Raw genomic sequence first — 22,268 nt, 5'->3', positions numbered from 1 at the left:
GTTCCTAAAAAGTTCAATACCGTTGATTCCCTAAATTTAATTAAATTTGAGCGTTATCGATCCGTTCACCTGATCATTTCTTTTAAGCGGCCTATAATCTAATTCGGCATGCGAACTCAAAAAACCTTCTCTACCTGCAAGAACATAATCGGCAACCAAGCGTTTATTGGCGTCCGCATGGACATCCAGCCATGTACGAAGATGCTATTAGATGTCAAGGGCTAGCATTTTTTTAGAACGTCAACACATAACTTTTCCCCACTTGTGTACGGACTGTTTTCACTTGATCCTTATACTTGAGTTCGCAGGTTCCTCCTTTCCGGGCAAGTAGTTTTACCTCTTTTAACTGCCCCTTGTCCCAAGTAAAGTCAAGCACAAAATTACCCCGTGCCACAAAACCTTTGACTGCACCTGTCTGCCATTCCTCAGGAAGTGCCGGCAACAGCTCAATATAACCCTGATGACTTTGAAGCAACATCTCAGAGATACCTGCTCCACCACCAAAATTTCCGTCAATCTGGAAAGGTGGATGTGCACCAAATAAATTAGCGTAAACGCCCCCTCCGCCGTATTTAATGGCGGCATCTTTACCAACAAAGCGCATCAGCTTTTTAACAGCATCGTAAGCACGTTCGCCATTCTGCATCCTCGCCCACAAATTAATTCTCCAGGTGATTGCCCAGCCCGTTCCTTCGTTGGTCCTTAATTCAAGGGATTTACGTACCGCATCGGCTAACTTAGGCGTTTCCGCTGTTGTAATTGTGTAGCCTGGATACGCTGCAAACAGATGGGACAAATGCCTATGATGGGGTTCTTTATCCGTCCAGTCATGATACCATTCCTGCAAATTGCCAGCCTTTCCGATCTGATAAGGATATATTTTGGCCAAAGCCTGCTTTACTAGGGCCTGTAGCTTATGATCGATGTTTAATATTGTCGCTGATTTTAAATAGTCAGCAAATAGCTCCCTTATCATTGCCAGATCAGCGGTACTGCCATATAAGGTCTGTCCAACATAGCCCTTATCGGTGATATATACATTTTCCGGAGAGGTGGACGGTGCGGTAACCAAATAATCTTGTTTATCTGCGATCAAAAAGTCGAGGCAAAACTGTACCGCACCTTTCATTAATGGATAAGCCCGGTCCCGTAGGAAAACTTCATCTTTTGTAAAGGCGTAGTGCTCCCACAGATGAGTGCTCAACCAGACACCGCCCATCGGCCAATTGGCCCAGCAAGGATCCCCCTCGCCACTATTTCCCACCGGATTGGTCATCGCCCACATATCGCTGTTGTGATGGGCTGCCCAACCACTGGCATTATAGAAGTTGTGCGCAGTAATATGCCCCGGTTTTACCAATCTGGCGATAAAATCAAATAATGGCCGATGCATTTCCGGAAGGTTCGCGGCCTCCGCTCCCCAATAGTTCATTTCGGCATTGATATTTGTCGTGTAGTTACTGCTCCAGGGTGGACGTACCGATTCGTTCCAGATTCCCTGCAAATTAGCAGGAAGGCCTCCATCGCGTGAAGAACTGATCAAAAGGTATCGACTATACTGATAAAAAAGAGCGATCAGACTATTGTCGGTTTGCCCCGCAGCAAAGCGATTGAGCCTGTCTATGGTCGACAGTTTCTCGTTTTCAGTGTCACCTAGCGCTAGGGATACCCGATTAAAATATTTCCCAAAGTCAGCACAATGGGCTTTTTTTAAACTTTGATAATCAGGATTGCCGATTTCTGAAAGATAACCAGCCGCCAGTTTAGCCTCGGCTACCCCCTCCTTGCCCGGATTTTTATCAATACCGTTGTAGCTGGTCGCCATTGACAAGGCCAGCACAACTTCCGTAGCACCACTGACACTTAGCGTAGAATCTCGCAGCTGTTGTTTACCATCCGTTTTCAATACTTTGAGCATGGAAACAAAACGCATGGCATTTGTCGTATCATTGACAATCGCATTTGCAATATTCCCCCTATAGTTTGGTTCGGTATGCACTGGAGCCCAACCTTTCATCTGCAGCATCCCTTGCTTGACCAAACTTTTAGACAGCAATTTACTATCAAAATGACAGGAGAAATTGAGTTTATCCTTTCCTTGCGCAGTTAAGCGAAAAATAATCAGCTGTTGGGGGTGAGAGACAAAGGTCTCCCGGGTATAGCTGGTCTCTCCAATGCGGTAGCTCACCGTTGAAATAGCCTGCTGAATATCCAGCTCTCGGCGGTAATCGCTTACCTCGCCTTTGTTGGCAAAGCTGAAAAACAGATTACCCAATGGCATAAAGGCCTCCGAATAAGGCCCCTGCATAAAGTGTGCTAAGGAATCTGCTTTTTTATAATCTTCGGCAAATAATGCTTCCCGGATGGGCTGCAAATATTGCTTTGCATTAGGATTTACCTTCGCGGCGTCAATCGGGCCTCCGGACCACAAGGTGGCTTCATTCAAAGATATACGTTCTTTATCAGTTCCGCCGTAAACCATTGCCCCCAAGCGGCCATTTCCCAGCGGCATAGCCTCTTCAAACTGTGTTGCCGGTTTGGTATACCATAATTTCAGGGCATTGTTTTCCTGTGCCGTGGCAACAGTATAAACACATGCAATAAGCGCAGTAAAAAAAACTCTCATCATTAATTTAGTTATTCTATAAAAATCTGAATAAAAATCAGGAACTTCTTAGTTTAAATTTGGTATTTCAAATTTGATATCCGATTTCATATCTTCCTTCGCCATTCCGCGCACACGTATTTCAGGCTTATCTCCTTCAAATTTATTTCCCTTAATCTGTACGCGCGTACAATCGATGAGATTGAACGCTGGCCTTACTTCGCCACCAGAAGCACTATTCGATTTTTCTACCCGGTTATTGGCAACGAGCAAACCCATGGTACTTTTTGCGGACAACAGCGGCGAAGCCTCCAGTTTAAAGAAATTATTCACTATCCGGATGTTCTTGTGAACATAATAGTTTTTGATCCGTTCGCTATTTTCCGGATTGATCTTAATAGCATAGCTCTCGGGTGCGCTGTTATATCCACATGCTATAAACTGATTGTTACGAATCGTGACGTCGCTCACCGGACCCGACTCATACCAGCCCATGGCATCATTTTCTATCAGGATAGCATGCATGCCCGTACGATAGTACACATTGTTTTCGATCAGGACTTTTCGTCGTGTGGTGACCAGCGTTCCCCTGGAGATTGTACGTTCAAACCGGGAATTGGTTAGCGTAAGTGCAGGTGTCCAGCTGATATTTTCCAGTGCATCGTCCAGTTGAAGTTGGCTGGGGACAGGTTTTTCCAATTCGATCAGCATTTCACGGTCATTGACCAACTTAGCGGCCTTGATGACCCCTTGGCCGTAGATCTGCAAAGCCTTTGCATGCAAAAAAGCGACTGTATCACCTCTGGAAAATGCCATAAAACCATAACTTTGGTGATGCATAAATCGCAATGTCAATTGCGTTGGTGATATCATTTCCTTTACTTTTAGATGCGTACCATGCACATTGATCGGGTCGTCATGTAAACCGCTAAACCGGCAATTATTAATGGTAATCTGGCCTTTACAGCCCGAAAAATGCATCCCGTCAGCAGATGAAGCAATCACCCTGCCGCTGCCTTTCGCAGGTTCGACGTAGACACTGTCATAGTATAAATTTTCACAAAATTGAGATACGATACCCAAACCATGCATATTATTCATATGCACATTGTGCAGGCTGATATTTTTGCTGCGATTTTGAAACACCCCCACATAGTCCCGTATAGCATCGCGAAGTGTAAGAACATCCGCCGTATCCGCCTTAAATTTGGAAAAATCGCCTGTAAATTTAATTCCAAAGGATCCAATTTTTTCGGCTTTGCTCGCTTGAAAAGGAGCCCAGTTACTGTAAAAAATCTTATCCTGATAGGGATTTACCCGGGCCAAAAAGAAACCTTTGGGGTTCGGTATCCATTGCTCACCGTACCACTGTACCTTTCCGTCAATTAGCGTGAATTTGCTATCGGGATGGACAGCAACAATCACCTGTGTAGGGGATATTGATCGGATGGTCATTTCAGACATCCCCGGACGCTCATAATCCACCGTATAATTGCGCAGGCTTATATTTTCACAACTATCCAGCACCCAACTAATCATTTTACCATGAAATACAAAGATAGACCCGTTCCCCTCGAGCTTAAGGTTTTTAAGGTCTTTAAACAATAAACCCACACGTTGCCTTTTTACAGGGAATTCACTTTCCGACGAACTATTCGAAATAAAATAATTGGTTTCGGTAGCATGATCGGGCCAAAAATCATACCTCCCCTTAGGGAAATTTAAAATCACATCCGATTTTCCTTTGGCTGCTTCAATCGCCTTTTTTAGGGGCACAGTTGCATCAACAAGACTATTCGGACTGGCTCCAAACTCGGTCACATCAATGGTCTGCGCCTTCACCCAAAAATTTATCATTGCCAATAGGATCAAAATTACTATCCTCATCTTTTTCTGTTGAAAGTTTTATCAAATATTTACAATTATCTGCATTTTTTAGTACGCTATATTAGCTATTTAGACCACTATCTTGGCTTTTTTGTACATGCTAGGATCCGCATAAGGCAGAGTATATAAGCCTTAATCATTGTCAGGCTAATAGGTCAGTCAACTATATACGTATAGTTTTTTAGTATATTGACGGTCTTAATTGCTGGGTATTGGCTTTTTATCCGATCCACATTATCCTCCAAAAAAATATTTTGCGTATCCGCCCCAAATCCTGTGATGCGTACGATCAACTTATTCGTATTCAGTTCTTCCTTTTTACGGCTAACACCCAGTAGCCAAGGCGCGCCGTTGTTGTAGGTATCTGTAAATGGTTCATTGCCGATATAGGCCGTTGCTTTATCACCAAAGTAACTTAGCTGCAAACGCACATCGTCTTTGAATTGCATCAGATCAGGCAGATCAAAGACAAATAGCCCCAATCTTTCCTCGGCAGAATAATGAGCAGGCTTTGCTTTGCCACCATTGGCTCCCACTGGTTTATTTTCCTCGTTTAACCAGGTATCGTCCGTATTCCATACCTTGCGAACACCATTTTTGTAGAGGATTTCTACGCTTGCAATGAGATTCGCATCATTTCCCTCCGATTCAAAACGGATTTCATTGCTTCCCGAAAGGATATGAGCTTTAACATCGGCTTTTGCATACTCCCCGACAGATTTCGCGGAAACTTCTTTGCCATTCCAGCGCAGCTTCACATCTTTGTCCGAACTAAAACGCAATGTCGCTTCCGATACATTGGCCAAAGAAGTTCCATCAAATGTTTTCTTCAATACAGTACCTGTTTTCGTATGTATCCAACTGGCTTGATCCATTGGCCCCAATACCGTGACTGCCGCCTGCAACTGAGCTAACTTTTGTCCCTGATACAGTTTATTTTCAAAAGCTTTTAGCTTTAAGGGACGATATAAGCTAATTTGTTGGCTTGCCTCGTCTCCCGTTATTAATATCTTGTTGTCATCCACGGTCAGGCTTGAACTGGTCAATGCAACAAAATCCTTTTGCCCGTGCTTACCTTTCCAGAAGTCGTCAGATTGCTTTTCGGTAAGTGTCACTAGCTTGACCTGTTCCCCATTATTCCTTGTAATGGTAATCACAGACTCTTTTCCGGCCACAATACCAGAAACAAAATACCGATTCTTTTCTTTGGACACTTTTGCTCCTTGCCCATGAATTGTTTTGATACCCAACGCATCAATTAAATATTCTGCTGAAATTCCATCATCTTCAAAGAAAAAATAACTGGTTATTTTACCCTCACGATGACTTGTTATCGGCTGTACTGTGCCATATTTCAAATTGACACCGGCCATATCCAGGTTAAAAGGCCATAAGAAATAGGATTTATTAACGATATCGACCGGTTTTCTTGGAAAGGCCAGTTCTTCGTCCCTGAGTTGCAATTTAAATTGTACCTTCTCGTATGTTGGTCTGTCGTAGCGGTAAAGGTAATTGGATACAAAAAGAAAACCTGATTTTCCATCCGAACGCACAGCCCATTGCAAGTTGTCTTTGTTCTTGTTGCTCAGTGGCAGATACGCGAGCATGGGCGCTAATTGGGTTCCAAAATCATTTATGAAGTAATTGAGTTTTTTGGTCTCTTTCATCACGCCCCCCAATGTTCCAAACTCGCGGATTGGCGCCTGATAATCGTAACCGAAATAGGGTCCATTCCCGTAGGTATTCTTTTCACCACGTGGATTGGTACCTCCAACATACATATAGTAGCCCATGAGATTCACCCCTGTCCCCAGGCGCAGATTGATATTTTCGCCGGCCATTTCCTCAGGAACAACAGCCCTACGATGATAAAAAGTAGGTGCCCCTACCCCTACCTCGCAGGTAAAAAATGGAGAATCGTTTTTTGATCCGTCGAAAGATTCCACATTCCCTTCGACCTTGATGATATCTGTGCCAATATTATCCGATAGCCTATTGTACGTAAAGTACTCAAAATTTGTAGGTGGTGTAATTTTACCATTGTTGGTGACCCAAGGTGTTTCAATATAAAAGCCACCATAGGGTACGACCTCCCCTTTGGGGTATTCGCTATCCATCCAGTGTGTCATGGTATACAAAGGCACATCAAAGCCAGCATCTCTTGCCAGCTTTTTTAAGTTCATCAAATGAGAGACCACAAGACCTTTCTTAACGAATTCATTTTCCAGCTGTAAAGCCACAATTGGCCCGCCGTCTTTGTAAAGCAGTCCCCTGACTTGTTTATAAACTGACTGATACCATTTTTTAGAATAATTGAGGTACAAAGGATCATTGCTTCGGATCACCAATGCTTTATTATTTACAATCCACTCAGGCAATGCTCCATGCTGCATTTCGGCGTTGCAATAGGGGCCGGCACGAAGATGTACTTTGAGATCAAGTTCGGCACACAGCTCAACAAACCGTCTCAGGTCGTAATTGCCTGACCAATTTTGTTTCCCTTCGGTTTCTTCATGGAGGCTCCACATGACATAAGTTGCGACCATATTGATGCCCGATGCTTTCATTTTGAGCAGTGCATCGCGCCAATAACGATGATCCATACGCACATAGTGAAATTCCCCCATCACGGGAAGGACAGGTTTCCCGCCTTCTTCCATATAAATATTATTAATACGAATTTCTTTTCCTTTCGGTCCGATGCCCACTTTATTGAGATAGCTTAAAGGAACTTTTCCAGCATTTTTCAAATTCATTTCGTATTGTCCATGAACAGCAGTAGCATATAACAAACAAGCAAGGGCTATACAACTATATTTCATTTTTACTTTTTAAAATTTTATTTCATTCCAGTATTTCCGCCGCCTTTTAAGGTAAGCTCAATTTTAGGATTGCTGGCCCAAGCCCCTCTTGTAAAATCAGGGATGTCTACGCTATTCGACCTATTTTTAACGGAACGTTCACTCAGCGGAGCGATGACGCTCCACAGCGCAGCATCGTAGACATCTTGATCCAATGGCAAACCATTGCGAAGGCAATCAATCAGTCTCCAGTCCATCATAAAGTCCATTCCACCGTGGCCACCTACCTTTTTGGCCATCTCGCCTACTTTCAGTACAATCTCCGGTGTATATTGCTGTTCGAGCTTTTTCATCTCTTCGGCGGAGATCCAGTCATGACCAAAAGCAATCCTTTCGGGCTCGGGCCATTTTTGGGCCATTCCCTTGGTGCCACTAACCAGGTGTATACGTGAATAGGGTCTTGGGCTAGAGACGTCATGCTGCAACATAATGGTCCTGCCTTTCTGCGTACGAATAGTCGTTGTATTCATATTTCCGCGGAAGCTTCTGCCCGCATAGGGTTTATAAAAAGGATCATTGGCAGCCAATTCAAGGGCTTTGGCATGCATACTGAAATCATTGGACGACATCGAAGTCAAATAGCTCATTTTATCTCCGCGATTGATATCCATCAACTGAGCGATAGGCCCCAGACCATGCGTAGGATACAAATTGCCATTACGATAGTTTTCTTTGAGTCTCCACATATCATAATAGCTATCTTTTGCAAAATTGCTATCTAAGAGATCGTGCAAATATGCCCCTTCCCCATGCAGGATTTCACCAAATAAACCCTGCCTGGCCATATTCAAAGTCAAGAGCTCGAAAAAATCATAACAGCAATTTTCAAGCATCATACAATGCTTTTTGGTCGCCTCGGAGGTCTCTACCAGTTGCCAGCATTCATCCACGGTCGTTGCAATGGGCACCTCTACAGCGACATGTTTTCCGGCTTTCATCGCATAGAGCGCCATGGGCGTATGTAGATGCCAAGGGGTACAAATATAGACCAGATCAATATCAGATCGATCACATAATTTTTTCCATTCCTCTTCCTTGTCGGCATAAATAATGGGTGCTTCCCCTTTGACATATTTAGCTGCGCGTTCGGCGACCCCACGACGGATATCACTGATTGCTTTCACTTGCACTCCATCAATGTGCGCAATTCGGTATACCGCCGAAGTGCCTCTATTGCCGACACCGATAAACCCGATGCGTACCTTATCCATTCGGGGAGCGGCATAGCCACACATATTAAACTTTTGTTTTGGGGTCTCAAAACGATCTACAGCTTCAGGTGCTGATACCTGTTGAGACTTTGCGAATATTCCACTGGACAACACACTTAAACTGGAAAGTCCTGCCAGTTTCAAAAAACTTCTTCTTTTTGGATTCATTTAGCTCATCTTATAATTTATAAACGTGAAAGTTACCGCATCTGCAGCAGCGTTCTTACAGCATGCTCAGTTCTTAAAATATCGGATTATGCCTTCCCTAGTATCATAAAGGCATAATCCAATTTTTTTATAAAATTTTAATTTTTAAAGGTTATCACCTTGATGACCCAATCTTTCTTATTACCGTTTGCTGCAGTTACCTGATAACGAAGTTCTTTATTTAGGTCTGCCGGATCCCCCAGTTTTGGCGTATCTCCGATAGGAGCAATTTTAGCCGCCGTAGAAATATCGGTATACACCCAAAGGTAATTCTGTTGGACTTTCTTTCGAATTTCTTCGGTGAAAGAGCCCGAAGCAGCCGGTACTTGGATGTTCAATTCAATGCTGTTGTTGGAAGTATTGACTTTTTTCTCTACATCCAATCGTTTGTATTCGATGACGGGTTGACCATTCATTATTTTCCCACCTTCGTATCGGTACTCCACATAAACATTATCAATGTTATTCAGATCCCAGTTTTCATAATCAGGAAGATCTTTTTTCAAACAGCTGTTCATCGATACCACAAACAGTGGCAGCAATGCAATAAGTAGTAATCTTTTCATTTTAAATCGTTTCATAATCTTAATTACCATCCTGGATTTTGAGGGCCAAATTTGCTATTTCGGTCAAGATAACTTTGCGCTATCGGAAAGAGGTATCTCCGTTTAGCATCAAACTCCCGGATGTCATTGGATGAGAAAAAGGCACCCTGTACAACCGAAAAATGTTTTCTGTCTTTACTGATATCCATCACTTTAGGTAGCGTTGTCAATTCCGGAATGGTACCACCTGATGGGTTTCCGTGATTCGCATCACCACCATATCTGCCCCAGCGCAGCAAACTCCAGTAATAATCATTTTCCAATACAAGGTCAACTCTCCGTTCGCGTTTGTAATCGGTCCATGCTGCTGCAAGATCAGCTGCCTGACTCGGTGGAAGCTGACCATGTACCACTCTGGTTTTGTTCATCAACTCCAAAGCCTTAGCCAGATTTTTCTGCAAAAGGTAAGCTTCCGCCATATTGAGGTATACCCGTCCCAATCTGGTAATCACATAATGGTAATCGGTGGGAACGCCAACGTAAATTCGGGGATTCACATTATTGTAAACACTTTTCCGCCAGTACATATTCGTCAGGGATGTATAATAAGCAAAACCGTTCAATTTGAGCCAGCGCCCGGAGTTACCTTTCACATCCGTAGTAAGGGTTTCACCATAAAAAACGGCCGAAGAGTCGCTTAAAACGCTAGCATTCCAACGTGCGTCGCGATTTTGGTTGGTCAAACTCCAAATCGTTGCATTGCTACCGACCTTTATCGTCCCGCGATTTAACTCTTTTTCCCCGCTTGCTCGAGGAATTATGGTTGTGGCGATGGTAGCCTGTTCGTCAACGGCCTTTTTAAACTGCGAAGTTTTGTCCCAGCGTAGCGCCGTCTGCGGGTTCTCCGCATCAACGACAAGATAGTCATCGGCCAAATCCTGAGAAGGTCCATGATCGCCCCATGCTTCAAAAATCTTGATCGGAGATTTCAACAGTGGACTTCCCCCTGCCTGTTTTATATTGTCATTATTCAAGTTCGGAATCATCACCTGCATCGGTGTGCCATCACAAGAAGTATTGATTGCTTTCCGGTAAATTCCATAAATCGTTTCTTTTGAATAGGGCTTGGCTTCGTTAAATATTCCGCCATAATCTGCTTCCAGCTGATAGCCTCCGGATTGGACCAGTTCACCATATTCTAGCACCTTTTTCAACAGTGGGTTGGAGGGGTTGACAGTAATTGGTTTGGGATAATTTTCATATGCCAGTGCTTGTAGGCAAACTTCTGTTAACAATGCAGCCGCCACATACTTATTGGTTCTACCACCGATTTTTTCCGTAGAAAGACCGGCCACGGCTTCTTCAAGATCTTTAATGATATATTGGTAAGATTCACTTGGCGTAGCTGTACTTGGCAGGAGAAGCTCATCATCGGGCGTCAGTACTTTATCTATCCAAACAATACGACCAACTTTTCGCGCAATGTTGTAATACGACATACCCCGAAGGAACTTGGCTTCAGCAATTAGCTCCTTTTTGTCAGCTTCTGTAATCCCTGCTGAGCTTGTTACTTTAGCGATAATGACATTGCATCGTCTTATTTCAGCCCAATTATTAAAGCCCATATCCGATGTGCGATCAAGGCGCTCCGTGAAAACACCGTTCGCGCCGTTATAGGTACCGTCCATGCTGATCAGGTTCATCGTCCATGCGTCAGTAGCAGGTCCACCGGCGAAACTGTTCATGATGCCATAAGTACTATAGATAAAGGTTTCGGCATTGGCACGGCTGTTCCAGATGACATCTTCGCCGATTTTATCATAAGGCTGCGTATCCAAAACATCTTTACAAGCTGTAAAGGTACCTGCCACCATTAATCCAAAGGCTATATAGGAGAGTTTATTTAATTTTTTCATTTTTACTATCTACTTAAAATCCAACATTTACACCCAAAGAAATCGTACGTTGAATGGGATAATTCTCATTGTTCTGATCAGACTCAGGATCTACAAAAAATTTCTTTGTATTCGAGAAGGTCAATAAATTGGTACCGCTGGCGAACACACGGAATTGTTTGAATTTGGTGTTTTTTAATAGCTGAGCCTTTAAGTCGTAGCCAAGTTGGAAATATTTGAGTCTGACGAAGCGTGAAGGCAAAATCCAGAAATCGCTGGTTACGAAGTTATTGTTGCCGTTCACACCTGTTGTGGATACTTGTCTAGGAAATAATGCATCCGTATTATCCAAACGCCAATAGTCTTGCTGAAAACCATAAATCAATATATTTTGAGCACTTGATCCCTGAATCATGCTACCAAGGTAACGGTCACGATTGCCCGATCCCATAATCACCGCAGATAGGCTCCAAGCCTTATATCCCAAGTCGAAGGTTGTACCATAATTAATCCGGGGAAAGGAATTACTTCCAACACGGACCTGATCAGCACCATCCAGCTTACCGTCGCCATTGAAATCTTCATAACGCAGATCTCCGGCGATCACATTGATTGAGCTGATCCTTCGCGGGCCATACAGCAGGTCTCCATTGTTTTGATAATATCCCTGATTAATATAGCCACGTACTATCCCCAAATCAACAATACCGGTTTCCCTTGTATAAGGGTTTTTCACGGCAGCTTCGTCTTCAGCTGGATTACGTTCCCATAATTGATTGAAATAAGTAAAGTTTATGCCCACTTTATAGGTAAAATCTCCTTTTCTATCATTCCATGTTAAGTTAAATTCAGCGCCATGTCGACGGAAAGCCCCTGCGTCAAAATTTATTGGTGGGAGACCTATCCCCAAGGTTGCGGCATAGCGAGTGTCGGCAACAACATAGCCCGTCGTTCGTTTGTAGAAGTAATCGAATGTACCTGTGAGTCGGTTACTTAGGGAGGCAAAGTCCAGTCCAAAATTCCGTTCGCGTATGCTATACCAAGAGAAATTGGTACTTGGCAAACTGCCTGGTTCAGAGGATCCTTGCACGGGCTTGTCTTCTACAACCCATGTATTGGCGTTAATGCTATAGCCAGGCACGTATGAAAAAGGAGAAATACCTTCTGCACTCCCCACTAAACCATAGGACCCACGCAGACGGAGGTAATTTAAAATATTACGTTCGCGCAACGATTGGAAAAAGGATTCCTCCGAGATTGCATAACCACCGGAGAGCGCATAAAATGTTCCCCATTGTCTTTGCTTCGGAAATAGATCCAAACCGTCGTAACGAAGTGATCCGTCGAAAAAATATTTGGATTTGTAATTATAAGATAGACGACCTACATAGCCGGCGCGACCACTTTCAGATTCCGAACCACTCGCCAATTGATTAACTGTTGGCCCGGCTATAAACTGGTCAAATAAGATCTGATATTGTTGTCGAGTTGCAGAAACGGAGCTACTCAGATTTTTTGCCTGTTCATAAACCCCCGTAAAATCAAAGGAATGGTCACCGAATTTTTTATTATACAGCAAATATCCTTGCAATAATAAGGTACTCCCTTCTCCACGTGTTGCTGTCAGATTTGGTGGATTGCCCAAAATGGGCGTGGTACTATTATTTGCATAGGAAGGAGCGGTTAAATTCCACAGCTTATTTTTGGAGTTCCACATATTATAATTCCCATTGGCTTTTAAGGTCAGACCATCGAGAAACGGCGCATCGTATTCAAACGAAAGTATACTATTAAATATGCGGGAATTGGACTTATTGTAACCCGAGGCATCTGACAGTTCGACGGCAGGGTTATCGGTCGTATTGGAAGATGGAAGTCCAAATTCGTTATAAGCTAATTGCGAAGACCGCTTTTGTTGTATATGTTGATAAAATGCCGCATACGAAGATGCAGTAGAAGAACTCGGAAGAACATTATCTTCAATATAGCCATCCAACCCTGCCGTAACTTTTAAATGTACCTCTTTAAAGTTGCTAACTGTATTTAACCGATACGTAATGCGCTTGTTGTTATTATTATCAGTTCTTAGATTACTATTTTGGTTGTAATAAGATCCCGATGCATAATACGTTAACCGTTCAGATCCTGAAGTGATCGCCAAATCATGTCTTTGTTCAGTGGCATAATCTTTTAATCCTACTTTTTGCCAATCTGTATTGGGGTATTCATATGGTTTTTCCTGCGTCCTGTAATACTCCAATATATTATCTGGCGTCGGCTGTTGCAAGCCTTCAAACTTATACACCTCATTGATGGCTTTTAAGTTTTCATAGGAGCTGAGTTTCTTGGGGAAAATGGTCGGTTGGGAGAAGGTCTGATTAAAGGTATAATTGATATCCATAGCGCCCTCCTTTCCCCTTTTCGTTGTTACCAGGATAACACCATTTCCACCCTGCGCGCCATAAAGTGCTGTTGCTGCAGCATCTTTTAACACCGAATAGTTTTCGATATCGTTGGGATTGATATTTAAGAAATCATTCTGGGAGCGGATCACGTTGTCAATAACGTACAAAGGGGTACCTGCTCCGCGAATAGATACTGAACTTTTAGCCCCGGGCGCACCAGAGCTACTCGTTACGATTACCCCCTGAATCCTACCTGCGATACCATCGTTAATAGATTGGACAGGGATTTTAGCCACATTTCCCATATCCAATGTACTCACAGCACTATTGATATTACGCTTATTGCTTTGGCCATAACCGACCACGACAACTTCATCCAGGGATGCCACGTCTTTGGATAAACGAATGTTTAAGAAGTCACCATTGGACATTACCTCCTGAGCGACATATCCAAGGATCTTAATGGATAAGGTCGCTCCGACCTTGCTATCCTTTAAACTGAACTCTCCGGAGGCATCGGTTGTTGTTCCGTTTTTAGTTCCTTTTTCAACAATGGTAACCCCGGACAAAGGATTTCCCTCCTCGTCCGTTACTTTACCTTTGACCATGCGTTGTGGTACCGAATTTCCTGCTTTAGGAAATAAAGTAATCATATTTGCTTTGATTTTGTAATCAATAGGAAGGCGCTGACTCAGACTTTCCATGGCCTTTTCGAGCTCCATGTTTTCCAGTTTTACATCCAGTTTGCCCAGTTTTTCGACAAAATCGATGTTGTAAAACAGGTCGTACTTAGACTGTTGGCCGATCTGATCCAAAACCTCCTTTAAAGTTGCGCTTTTCAGATTGAGATTGATTCTTTGTGCATATACGGCAGCGTACGTATTCAACGTTCCCATCGCTGTCAATAAGACAATTAGTTTCATAAGCAGGATACCATAAATCAGGGGTCTACGCTTAATTTTTTTAAATCGGTAGACAAGGCAATACAATTGCTTGTATTGAATTTTAAAATTCATACTTTTGTCATGTTAGGTTCTTAGAAAATTTGTTTTTTACTCCTAGCAACGATCGGATGTGCTGGTACCACGTCCGATTTTGCTTTTTCCTCAGCCTGGTTTTTCTTTGTTTCTCATAAATTTATTATTGAATGGTTATTAGGTTATTCCTTTTGTATAATTTGATATTTGCTGTCTGGTTAATGAGTTCTATAATCTGATCCAAAGCAAAATCCTGTGGAATTGTACCCTGGAATCTCAGCTCTGGTATTTTATCCCAATCAATCAGAATATCAAAATCATGCGAGAGATCACGTAGTATAGTCTTTAATGCAACTCCATTATAATACCGCCGTCCGGTGATCCAGCCCCTGATTTCTTTGTCATTTTCTATTTCTGCTTTTTCGTTGCTGTGGCTATTCTTTGCCAATAGTAATTTTTTACCTGGCGTCAAGAAATCAGCCCTACCATAGGCATCTCCATGTCGCTTGCGAACGGATACCTTTCCTTCAAATAAAGCTGTACTGACGATATTTTCATCCGGATATTCGCGGACATTAAATTTGGTACCATAAACCTGGACCAGCTGTGTCGGTGTCTTGACGAAAAATGGTTTTTGTGGATTGTGTGCTATTTCAAAATAGCCTTCACCCAAGAGCTCCGTTTTCCGCTCTTGCGCAGCAAATTCCAAAGGAAATGTAAAGTGGGATGTGGAATTGAGCATTACCAAACTGCCATCTGCAAAACAGAGCTGCATACGTTTACCTTTGGCTATTTTCAATTCGAGCAGTTCATTTGTGAGTAGGCCACTACCCTTACCTATTATTTCGAGCCGGCTACCCGTTTTTTGCAGCAATTGAACTTGATCTTTTTCAAACAATAATTGGGGTGTTTTAATTTCCGAGGCTAAAAAGATAAGCTCACCATTGGGCAATTTTATTTCGGCCTGATTATCGGTCTTATTATTCACCAGGATGCTGGAAGGCTCCTTAAAAGGTGATTCTTGCCATTTTTGCCATCCGAGGAAGATTGCGCCAGACAGCAGTATGCTGGCAGCGACATAAGGCAGCCATTTTAAATAAGCAATTTTATGAGTTTTGGCAGGTTGTAAGATCTTTTTAGCGAGAAAATCATCCGTTTTTTCAAAAGCAATCTGCATCTGTTCCCTGAACTCTGTTGTCCAAAGTTCCTCTTCAACATCATGTTGACGCATCAGGTCAAACAAAAACTCTTCATTCTTTTTGTTACGAACAAATTGAAAGAAAGTATCGAGCTCTTCTGACGTACAATTTCCCGCTATATATTTTTCAAATAATTTTTTTAAATCTTCTTGATTCACCTGGTTTTTCTAATTGATTATCACCAGCACTACGAATCGTAAAGGAAAACCAACTATTGAAAAATATAAAAAAATAAAAAAAGATAGAAAACATCTGATTTCCAATTACTTTTAATTATACTCGTCGCTTTAACAATGTGATTATTTACGGTTGCGATGGAGATATTAAGCAATTTGGCGACTTCCTGATAACTTCTGCCCTCCAATTTACAGAGCACATACACCTGCCGGCATTTTTCCGGGATCATGGCGAGGATAGTATCCAGGTGATCCCGGACTTCTTTAAAACCAAGCATCTCCTCGATATTATTTTCGGATGCGGTGGCGTAAAACAATTTAAACGTTTCCAGTTTATTTCGATCTGAAGCTACTTTTTTATAATAGTCGTACACGAGATTTTGGGCAATCGTATAAAGGTAGCTTCGCACAGACTGTTCCGCATCAATCTGTTCGCGCTGCTTCCAGAGCCGGATGAAGATATCCTGAAATATCTCCTGGCTGACTTCGTGTGAACGGACAAGTTTAAATACATATCCATAGAGCTGAGGACGATAAAAGCTATAGAATAATTCAAAAGCTTTTTTGTCGCCCTGAATTAATGCTAACAACTTCTCCTTTTCTTCCGCTATATTCATTATGAATGGTACTTAACAAGAACAGCAGTAATTCCCATACAAAGGAGACGGGCATTACCAGCCAATTGATTTATTATTGTAAATTGGTTCAAGATATAAAAAAGAAATGTATATACAAATGTATAATGGTGACAAATACATGTAAAATATTATGAACACAGATATCGTATATATAAACTTTGTTTAGTTATAAAAACCAAGAAAAAGGTCGGACATAACAATTATTGCTTACAATACGATGAGTAATTGAATCTGGTTTAAAAAAACACTCCTGAAATACACCTCATTATACGATGTCAATTACAAATTAGTTTATGATAATTAATATCTCGATCACAGAGGTCAAACTTTAAATAAATCTTATTTGTACTGATTATTGCGAATACTCCGTAATTTTAGAAATATAAATCAAGCAAGATGAAAATAGCAGCAACACTTATTCTACTCCTTTGCACTTTTGCAGGTTACAGCCAAACCGCCAAAGAGCTTATCGGGAAATGGAAACTAGTCAAACAGACGAACGTTAATGGACAAGTTACGACTCCGAAAGATACCTATCAGGTTTTTATGGAGGACGGAAAATTTCAGGGCATCCACAATGGTGATTCCCGTAATGGAAAATGGAAATTGTCAGAGGACAATAAAACACTCACCATTAAAGTAAGTATTATCTCAATCAAATTTAAGGTAGAGTCTTTCGACGACAAAAAACGCGTTATCAGCAGCGATAAAACTGGTATTTTAGAATACGAAAAAGTCGCAGAATAGCTGGCTTACTTTAAACTGTTATTCATGTTAAAATTAAAATATGCTTTCCTAACAGCCTCCTTAGGAATTTTTGTAAGTTGCGGTAATGTCAATAAATCAGATGTTCAACAAAACTTGGATAGCAAGCGCGACTCCGGTCCAATCGATTCGACAAACTCGATTTCTTCAAAACCACAGGATACCGCCTATCTGAAGGAGACAAGCAATGCCATTTCTGCCAAAAGTTTAGCAGCTGTTTTACAGTCCTACCTTAAAGATGACATCAAAACTTTGCCAGCAGCTGACCGCAGCTTTTCATTTTATGAAATTGACCTCAATAGCGACAAGCAGAATGAGTATTTGATCAAGCTTCCGGATAAGTAACTTATCCACCGATCTACGTTGGCACAGCTGGCGATAGCGGCTGGAAAACACTGATTCTAAAAGGGAAGAACGCAAATAAATTTATTCACTTAAAGTGGAATAGCCAAACGAAGAAGTATCCATCCAACCCATCTCTTGTGGCAGAAAGTAATGAAGCTCCTACCCGAGATGCCTATATTATGTGGCAAGATGTAAAAAAAGTAAAAACATTCCAATTTTAATATTAAGACGGTAAAGGCTAGTTATAAGCTAGCCTTTATCTACAAAGGAAGTTCTTTGCAAACATTGGGATACCTCTCAAGCCTGTCTCCCCCCAGCCAAAAGACCTTTTAGGACGCTCATCCCGCCTATATTCTTTACAAAAACTTAATACCTAAAAAATATAGTATAAATAAACTTTGTTTAGTATTGTAAAACAAATGTATATTTATATCTGATGAAAAAGCTGGCAACATACTACGTATTTAACAGTGCTAATACTCCGCTGACTAAAGTGGATAAACTTCTCCCTGCATTAGGTGAAGGTGAAATTTTGGTAAACATCCGCTACACGACATTGTGCGGTAGCGACCTTCATACATACTGTGGTTTACGTAACGAACCCTGTCCCACCATTCTTGGCCATGAAATTGTAGGTACAATTGAAGAAATCTCCCCTAGTCATTGCGGCTTGGATGCGCAGGGCAACGAACTTCGTGTTGGAGATCTGGTTACTTGGACCGTGTTTTCAAGCGATCCAAGTACTCCAAGCTATCAGCCTGAAACTCCACAAAAAAACGAGCGGCTATACAAATACGGACATCGGCAGATTACAGCGCAGGACGACTTTCACGGTGGTTTGGCCACACATATTATCCTGCGTCCACATACATGTATCCGCATACTTCCAAAGAACATTTCCTTAGCCGTAGCAGCTACAATCAATTGTGCGGTTGCGACGTCTGCAGGTGCGCTTCGGCTTGCGGAAACGATAACAGCTAAAAATGTTCACATCGCAGGTATCGGACTATTGGGCCTAGTGACCATTGCGATGTGCCGCGAATTAGGTGCCAAGGACATTATTGCATCAGATATCAATCCCATACGTTTGCAACTGGCTAAGAGTTTCGGAGCAACACATGTACTCAACCTTAGCGAGAGCAAAAAGAATACTTTGCTCCAAGATATCGTAATCGACAGATTCATCGATATGAGCGGCTCACCCGAAGCGATGGAACTTGGCATCGAGACTTTGGGGTTGCATGGACACGCTGTCCTTGTAGGCGCAGTATTTAATCAGCGCCTTACGGGTATAGATGCAGAAAAAGTGATCCGTAAAATGCTCTCTATAAAAGGGCTCCACAATTACAACTATACAGACTTTTCGACCGCTGTAGATTTTATCATTACCAACTGGCAGAAATATCCCTTTGAGTCACTTATAGAGCGTGAATTTCCGCTCACAGAAGTCAATGCTGCCATAGATTATGCAATAAATCATAAACCCATTCGGGCAGGCGTATACATTCAACCTTCAACAGAACAGATCTAATGGAAAAGCATTTCAGAAGAGATCAGTGGAAGATGCTGTTTGTTACCATGTTTTGCTACCTATTTTTTTACACGGGTCGTCACAATTTTGGGTGGGCAGCCCGGGGTATTGCCAAAGAGCTCGACATCAGCTTTCAGCAGGTAGGCTGGATTAGTTTTGCCATGCTGATGGGCTATGCCATCGGTCAGCTGATCAACGGGAACCTTGCAGATCGTTGGAGCCCCAAAATGATGATTGTCACCGGCGGCGGATTTTCTATTTTATGTAATCTATCCATCAGCTTTGCGAATTCCTATATCGCTATTCTTGTCCTTTGGACATTAAACGGTTATTTTCAATCCATGGCCTGGGGCTCTGGCGGCAAGCTGATTGCCAACTGGTGGAACAGTTCTGAACGCGGTAAAGCCTTTGGATTTTATACCATGGCCGCAGGGAGCTCCTCGGTCTTAACCTTTTTCATGGCGTTGATCCTCGTCCAACAGGAGCAAAGCTGGCGTACACTATTCAGATATCCCATTTTATTTCTCGCCTTCGCCTTGCTGATTTTTCTGCTTGTTGCCTATAGCTCACCAGCAAAAAAAGGATATGCGAAGCAGGACGAGGAGGTATCTCCTCAAAAACAAAGTAACTGGAAAAAATCCTATCAACAGGTCTTTCAGAACCGCAACTTTATGATCGCGTCTTTTGCCATCGGATTCCAAAGCATGGCACGTTATGGTTTGATCTTTTGGGTACCCATCCACTTTCTAGGCAACAACTACAAAGACTCTGCTGGCAATATGTGGCTTACGCTCCTTATTCCAATAGGTATGGCTTTGGGTGCGGTTTCTTTTGGCTACATCTCCGATCTCCTTTTCAATAAAAACAGAAGTAAGTCCATTGCCACAGGTATGATCACCAGTAGCTTTATCGCCATCCTAATCTATTGCATACCTATTCATAACCATCTTTTGATTGGTATACTCATGTTTATTTCAGGTTTCGTCGTGTATGGTCCGCAAGCTAATTTCTGGACTTTATGTCCGGACCTATTGGGAACAAAACTCGTGGGAACAGGCATTGGCGTGATGAATATGTTTGCTTATGTATTTGCAGCCATCGGCGAACCCCTATTCGGTAAACTAATCGATTACACTGGCAATACAGCCAATATATTTCTATTTGTTGCCTTGATATGCGCCATATGTGCAACAATCATAAGCTTTGTCAAAACAAACAATTCTATAATTAATTGTAATGAGTTAAATTAAATTAGCCATTTTCGATATGGCCGGGACAACCGTCCAAGATAACCGTGAAGTTAAAAAATGTTTTTACGAAGCAATAGTCGCCACCAACCTAAGTATTTCTTCAGAGAAGATCAATAGTATGATGGGCTGGTCCAAAATATTGGTATTCGAAACGATCTGGAAAGATGAAATTGGTGAAAGCCATCCTTATTATCAAAATAAAGTGCAAGAGTCTTATCAATATTTCTGCAAGATATTAGAGGACCATTATCGTGCGCGTGGAGCCAAACCTTACGAAGGTGTATTGGATGTTTTTGAATTTTGTAGATCAAATGATATCAAAGTAGCGCTGACAACAGGCTTTTATCGCAAAGTAACGGATATCATCCTCCATAAACTGGGTTGGGATAATGGACTAAACAGCGATTATGTCAATCTGGATAAAACAGGAAACCATATCATCAACTGCTCTGTAACAAGTTCAGATGTGATCAACGGCCGTCCATCACCGGAAATGATTCATCTCGCCATGCAAAAGTGTGGTATCTCTGATTCCAAAGAGGTAATCAATTTAGGGGATACCCCTTCTGATCTGCAATCCGGGTACAGCGCAAAGGTGTATTGCAACGTCGGGTCATTATATGGTTCACACAATGAACAGGAATTGAGCGTATTGCCGCACGACAAATTGATCAAAGAACCGAAAGAAATTATCGAAATTATCCAACATATCCATTTATAAAAAATTAAATAACACAGCTACTGTCTACGCAGATATATTCGTCGACTAGGCTATATGTATCCATGGGTTTCAACAAAAAAATCAACTTAAACTATCCATCGCAATTATTAAAAACAAACATTTAATAACCTAAAAATGATAAAACTAAAATCTCTACTCTCGCTATTCTTGCTCGCTGTATGCTTGCATGTAAACGCCCAACGTATTATTGTCATCGGTTTGGATGGTTTCAGTACAGAAGGGTTTAATGGATCCAAACATCCCAATATTGATAGGCTTTTTGAAAAGGGACTGATCACCCTCAGCAGTAGACCTGTGATCCCCTCAGTGACCTTGCCCAACTGGACAAGTCATCTTACGGGGCAAGGTCCCGAAGAGCATGGAATCACAGCCAACAATTGGACCTTGGCGAAGCATCCCCTCAAAGCAATAGAAACTGACGCCAATGGTTATACCCCTTCTATATTTAAGGTACTGAAAGATAAACAGCCAAAAGCCAAGACTGCATTCTATTACAATTGGGCAGAACTCATCAATCCAATCAACACAAAATATCTTGACGAAGTTTCCTTTGAAGAAAATGACAAATATCAAAACAACTACGCAAAAGCATTAAAATTTATCAGCGACAATAAGAATGATCCCACTTTGGTCTTTTTATACAGTGTTCACGTCGACCATGCTGGCCACCAGCATGGTTGGATGTCACCGCAATACATTGCCGCGATAGAAGAAGTTGATGTCGAAATTGGTCGTTTTGTCCAACAGCTAAAAGACGATCATCTGTATGAGAACAGCTATTTCCTGTTGCTTTCAGATCATGGTGGTATTGCCAAAGGCCACGGCGGAGTGACAATGAACGAGATGCAAGTCCCTTTTGGTATCACAGGCAAAAAGATAAAAAACCTGGGCAATACAGCTGCTTTTTTTAACAGTAACCGAAATACCTCGTGGATCTTAGCTAAAATCTTTGGCCTCAAAAATATCCCTAAATCATGGACTGGTATCGCCCCTCCTGAAATTTTCAAATAAAAATAGCGCGAACAAATT

15 protein-coding genes are annotated in these 22,268 nt (G+C 42.0%); 6 read left to right on the top strand and 9 right to left on the bottom strand.

The window, feature by feature from the left end; genetic code table 11:
* Positions 1-232 precede the first annotated feature (232 nt).
* The 9 genes from ACK8HY_RS01685 to ACK8HY_RS01645 form a co-directional block, all read right to left on the bottom strand.
* Positions 233-2,629: a glycosyl hydrolase family 95 catalytic domain-containing protein gene (locus tag ACK8HY_RS01685; protein ID WP_416132537.1), complete on the bottom strand. Its 2,397-nt coding sequence runs from the start codon at positions 2,627-2,629 to the stop codon at positions 233-235.
* Between the two features lie 45 nt (positions 2,630-2,674).
* Complete coding sequence (locus ACK8HY_RS01680; protein WP_416132536.1) at positions 2,675-4,492, bottom strand: right-handed parallel beta-helix repeat-containing protein; 1,818 nt, start codon at positions 4,490-4,492, stop codon at positions 2,675-2,677.
* A gap of 155 nt (positions 4,493-4,647) precedes the next feature.
* Positions 4,648-7,314, bottom strand: a complete 2,667-nt coding sequence (locus tag ACK8HY_RS01675) for a beta-galactosidase (RefSeq protein WP_416132535.1) — start codon at positions 7,312-7,314, stop codon at positions 4,648-4,650.
* Positions 7,315-7,331: 17 nt separating this feature from the next.
* Positions 7,332-8,732, bottom strand: a complete 1,401-nt coding sequence (locus ACK8HY_RS01670) for a Gfo/Idh/MocA family protein (protein ID WP_416132534.1) — start codon at positions 8,730-8,732, stop codon at positions 7,332-7,334.
* A 137-nt stretch (positions 8,733-8,869) separates the two neighbouring features.
* Entirely contained in the window at positions 8,870-9,337 is a 468-nt protein-coding gene (locus ACK8HY_RS01665) for a DUF5018-related domain-containing protein (RefSeq protein WP_416132533.1), read from the bottom strand.
* A 23-nt stretch (positions 9,338-9,360) separates the two neighbouring features.
* Positions 9,361-11,232 carry a RagB/SusD family nutrient uptake outer membrane protein gene (locus ACK8HY_RS01660; protein ID WP_416132532.1) on the bottom strand — a complete coding sequence of 624 codons (1,872 nt, stop codon included), beginning with the start codon at positions 11,230-11,232 and terminating at the stop codon, positions 9,361-9,363.
* A gap of 13 nt (positions 11,233-11,245) precedes the next feature.
* A complete protein-coding gene (locus ACK8HY_RS01655; protein WP_416132531.1) occupies positions 11,246-14,632 on the bottom strand; it encodes a SusC/RagA family TonB-linked outer membrane protein in 3,387 nt (1,128 codons plus the stop codon).
* Positions 14,633-14,756: 124 nt separating this feature from the next.
* Positions 14,757-15,950: a FecR family protein gene (locus ACK8HY_RS01650; protein WP_416132530.1), complete on the bottom strand. Its 1,194-nt coding sequence runs from the start codon at positions 15,948-15,950 to the stop codon at positions 14,757-14,759.
* Between the two features lie 53 nt (positions 15,951-16,003).
* Positions 16,004-16,585, bottom strand: a complete 582-nt coding sequence (locus tag ACK8HY_RS01645) for an RNA polymerase sigma factor (RefSeq protein WP_416132529.1) — start codon at positions 16,583-16,585, stop codon at positions 16,004-16,006.
* 417 nt (positions 16,586-17,002) lie between these two features.
* On the opposite strand from ACK8HY_RS01645, the gene ACK8HY_RS01640 reads away from it, so the two are divergent.
* The 6 genes from ACK8HY_RS01640 (at position 17,003) to ACK8HY_RS01615 (ending at position 22,250) form a co-directional block, all read left to right on the top strand.
* Positions 17,003-17,353 (top strand): lipocalin-like domain-containing protein, encoded by a 351-nt coding sequence (locus ACK8HY_RS01640; protein ID WP_416132528.1) that lies wholly within the window; start codon positions 17,003-17,005, stop codon positions 17,351-17,353.
* A 24-nt stretch (positions 17,354-17,377) separates the two neighbouring features.
* On the top strand, positions 17,378-17,716 hold the full coding sequence (locus tag ACK8HY_RS01635; protein ID WP_416132527.1) for a hypothetical protein: 339 nt from the start codon (positions 17,378-17,380) through the stop codon (positions 17,714-17,716).
* Between the two features lie 436 nt (positions 17,717-18,152).
* On the top strand, positions 18,153-19,247 hold the full coding sequence (locus ACK8HY_RS01630) for a zinc-binding dehydrogenase (protein WP_416132526.1): 1,095 nt from the start codon (positions 18,153-18,155) through the stop codon (positions 19,245-19,247).
* Positions 19,247-20,497, top strand: a complete 1,251-nt coding sequence (locus ACK8HY_RS01625) for an MFS transporter (RefSeq protein WP_416132525.1) — start codon at positions 19,247-19,249, stop codon at positions 20,495-20,497. Before ACK8HY_RS01630 ends, ACK8HY_RS01625 begins: the two co-directional genes overlap by 1 nt.
* A gap of 16 nt (positions 20,498-20,513) precedes the next feature.
* The gene (locus ACK8HY_RS01620; RefSeq protein ID WP_416132524.1) at positions 20,514-21,218 is read left to right on the top strand and encodes an HAD hydrolase-like protein; all 705 of its coding nucleotides are present in this window, start codon (positions 20,514-20,516) and stop codon (positions 21,216-21,218) included.
* Between the two features lie 135 nt (positions 21,219-21,353).
* On the top strand, positions 21,354-22,250 hold the full coding sequence (locus tag ACK8HY_RS01615; RefSeq protein ID WP_416132523.1) for an alkaline phosphatase family protein: 897 nt from the start codon (positions 21,354-21,356) through the stop codon (positions 22,248-22,250).
* Positions 22,251-22,268: the final 18 nt, after the last annotated feature.

It is taken from the genome of Sphingobacterium sp. NGMCC 1.201703, from assembly GCF_047784615.1.
Classification (GTDB): domain Bacteria; phylum Bacteroidota; class Bacteroidia; order Sphingobacteriales; family Sphingobacteriaceae; genus Sphingobacterium.
The sequence above is the reverse complement of the archived record's forward strand: the minus strand, read 5'-3'. Positions and strand labels throughout refer to the sequence as shown.

What these genes read in the sequence shown, in the direction of transcription:
- ACK8HY_RS01685 (WP_416132537.1), bottom strand. Translation starts at nt 2,629, where the DNA reads ATGATGAGAGTTTTTTTTACTGCGCTTATTGCATGTGTTTATACTGTT.
- ACK8HY_RS01680 (WP_416132536.1), bottom strand. Translation starts at nt 4,492, where the DNA reads ATGAGGATAGTAATTTTGATCCTATTGGCAATGATAAATTTTTGGGTG.
- ACK8HY_RS01675 (WP_416132535.1), bottom strand. Translation starts at nt 7,314, where the DNA reads ATGAAATATAGTTGTATAGCCCTTGCTTGTTTGTTATATGCTACTGCT.
- ACK8HY_RS01670 (WP_416132534.1), bottom strand. Translation starts at nt 8,732, where the DNA reads ATGAATCCAAAAAGAAGAAGTTTTTTGAAACTGGCAGGACTTTCCAGT.
- ACK8HY_RS01665 (WP_416132533.1), bottom strand. Translation starts at nt 9,337, where the DNA reads ATGAAAAGATTACTACTTATTGCATTGCTGCCACTGTTTGTGGTATCG.
- ACK8HY_RS01660 (WP_416132532.1), bottom strand. Translation starts at nt 11,232, where the DNA reads ATGAAAAAATTAAATAAACTCTCCTATATAGCCTTTGGATTAATGGTG.
- ACK8HY_RS01655 (WP_416132531.1), bottom strand. Translation starts at nt 14,632, where the DNA reads ATGAATTTTAAAATTCAATACAAGCAATTGTATTGCCTTGTCTACCGA.
- ACK8HY_RS01645 (WP_416132529.1), bottom strand. Translation starts at nt 16,585, where the DNA reads ATGAATATAGCGGAAGAAAAGGAGAAGTTGTTAGCATTAATTCAGGGC.
- ACK8HY_RS01640 (WP_416132528.1), top strand. Translation starts at nt 17,003, where the DNA reads ATGAAAATAGCAGCAACACTTATTCTACTCCTTTGCACTTTTGCAGGT.
- ACK8HY_RS01635 (WP_416132527.1), top strand. Translation starts at nt 17,378, where the DNA reads ATGTTAAAATTAAAATATGCTTTCCTAACAGCCTCCTTAGGAATTTTT.
- ACK8HY_RS01630 (WP_416132526.1), top strand. Translation starts at nt 18,153, where the DNA reads ATGAAAAAGCTGGCAACATACTACGTATTTAACAGTGCTAATACTCCG.
- ACK8HY_RS01625 (WP_416132525.1), top strand. Translation starts at nt 19,247, where the DNA reads ATGGAAAAGCATTTCAGAAGAGATCAGTGGAAGATGCTGTTTGTTACC.
- ACK8HY_RS01620 (WP_416132524.1), top strand. Translation starts at nt 20,514, where the DNA reads ATGGCCGGGACAACCGTCCAAGATAACCGTGAAGTTAAAAAATGTTTT.
- ACK8HY_RS01615 (WP_416132523.1), top strand. Translation starts at nt 21,354, where the DNA reads ATGATAAAACTAAAATCTCTACTCTCGCTATTCTTGCTCGCTGTATGC.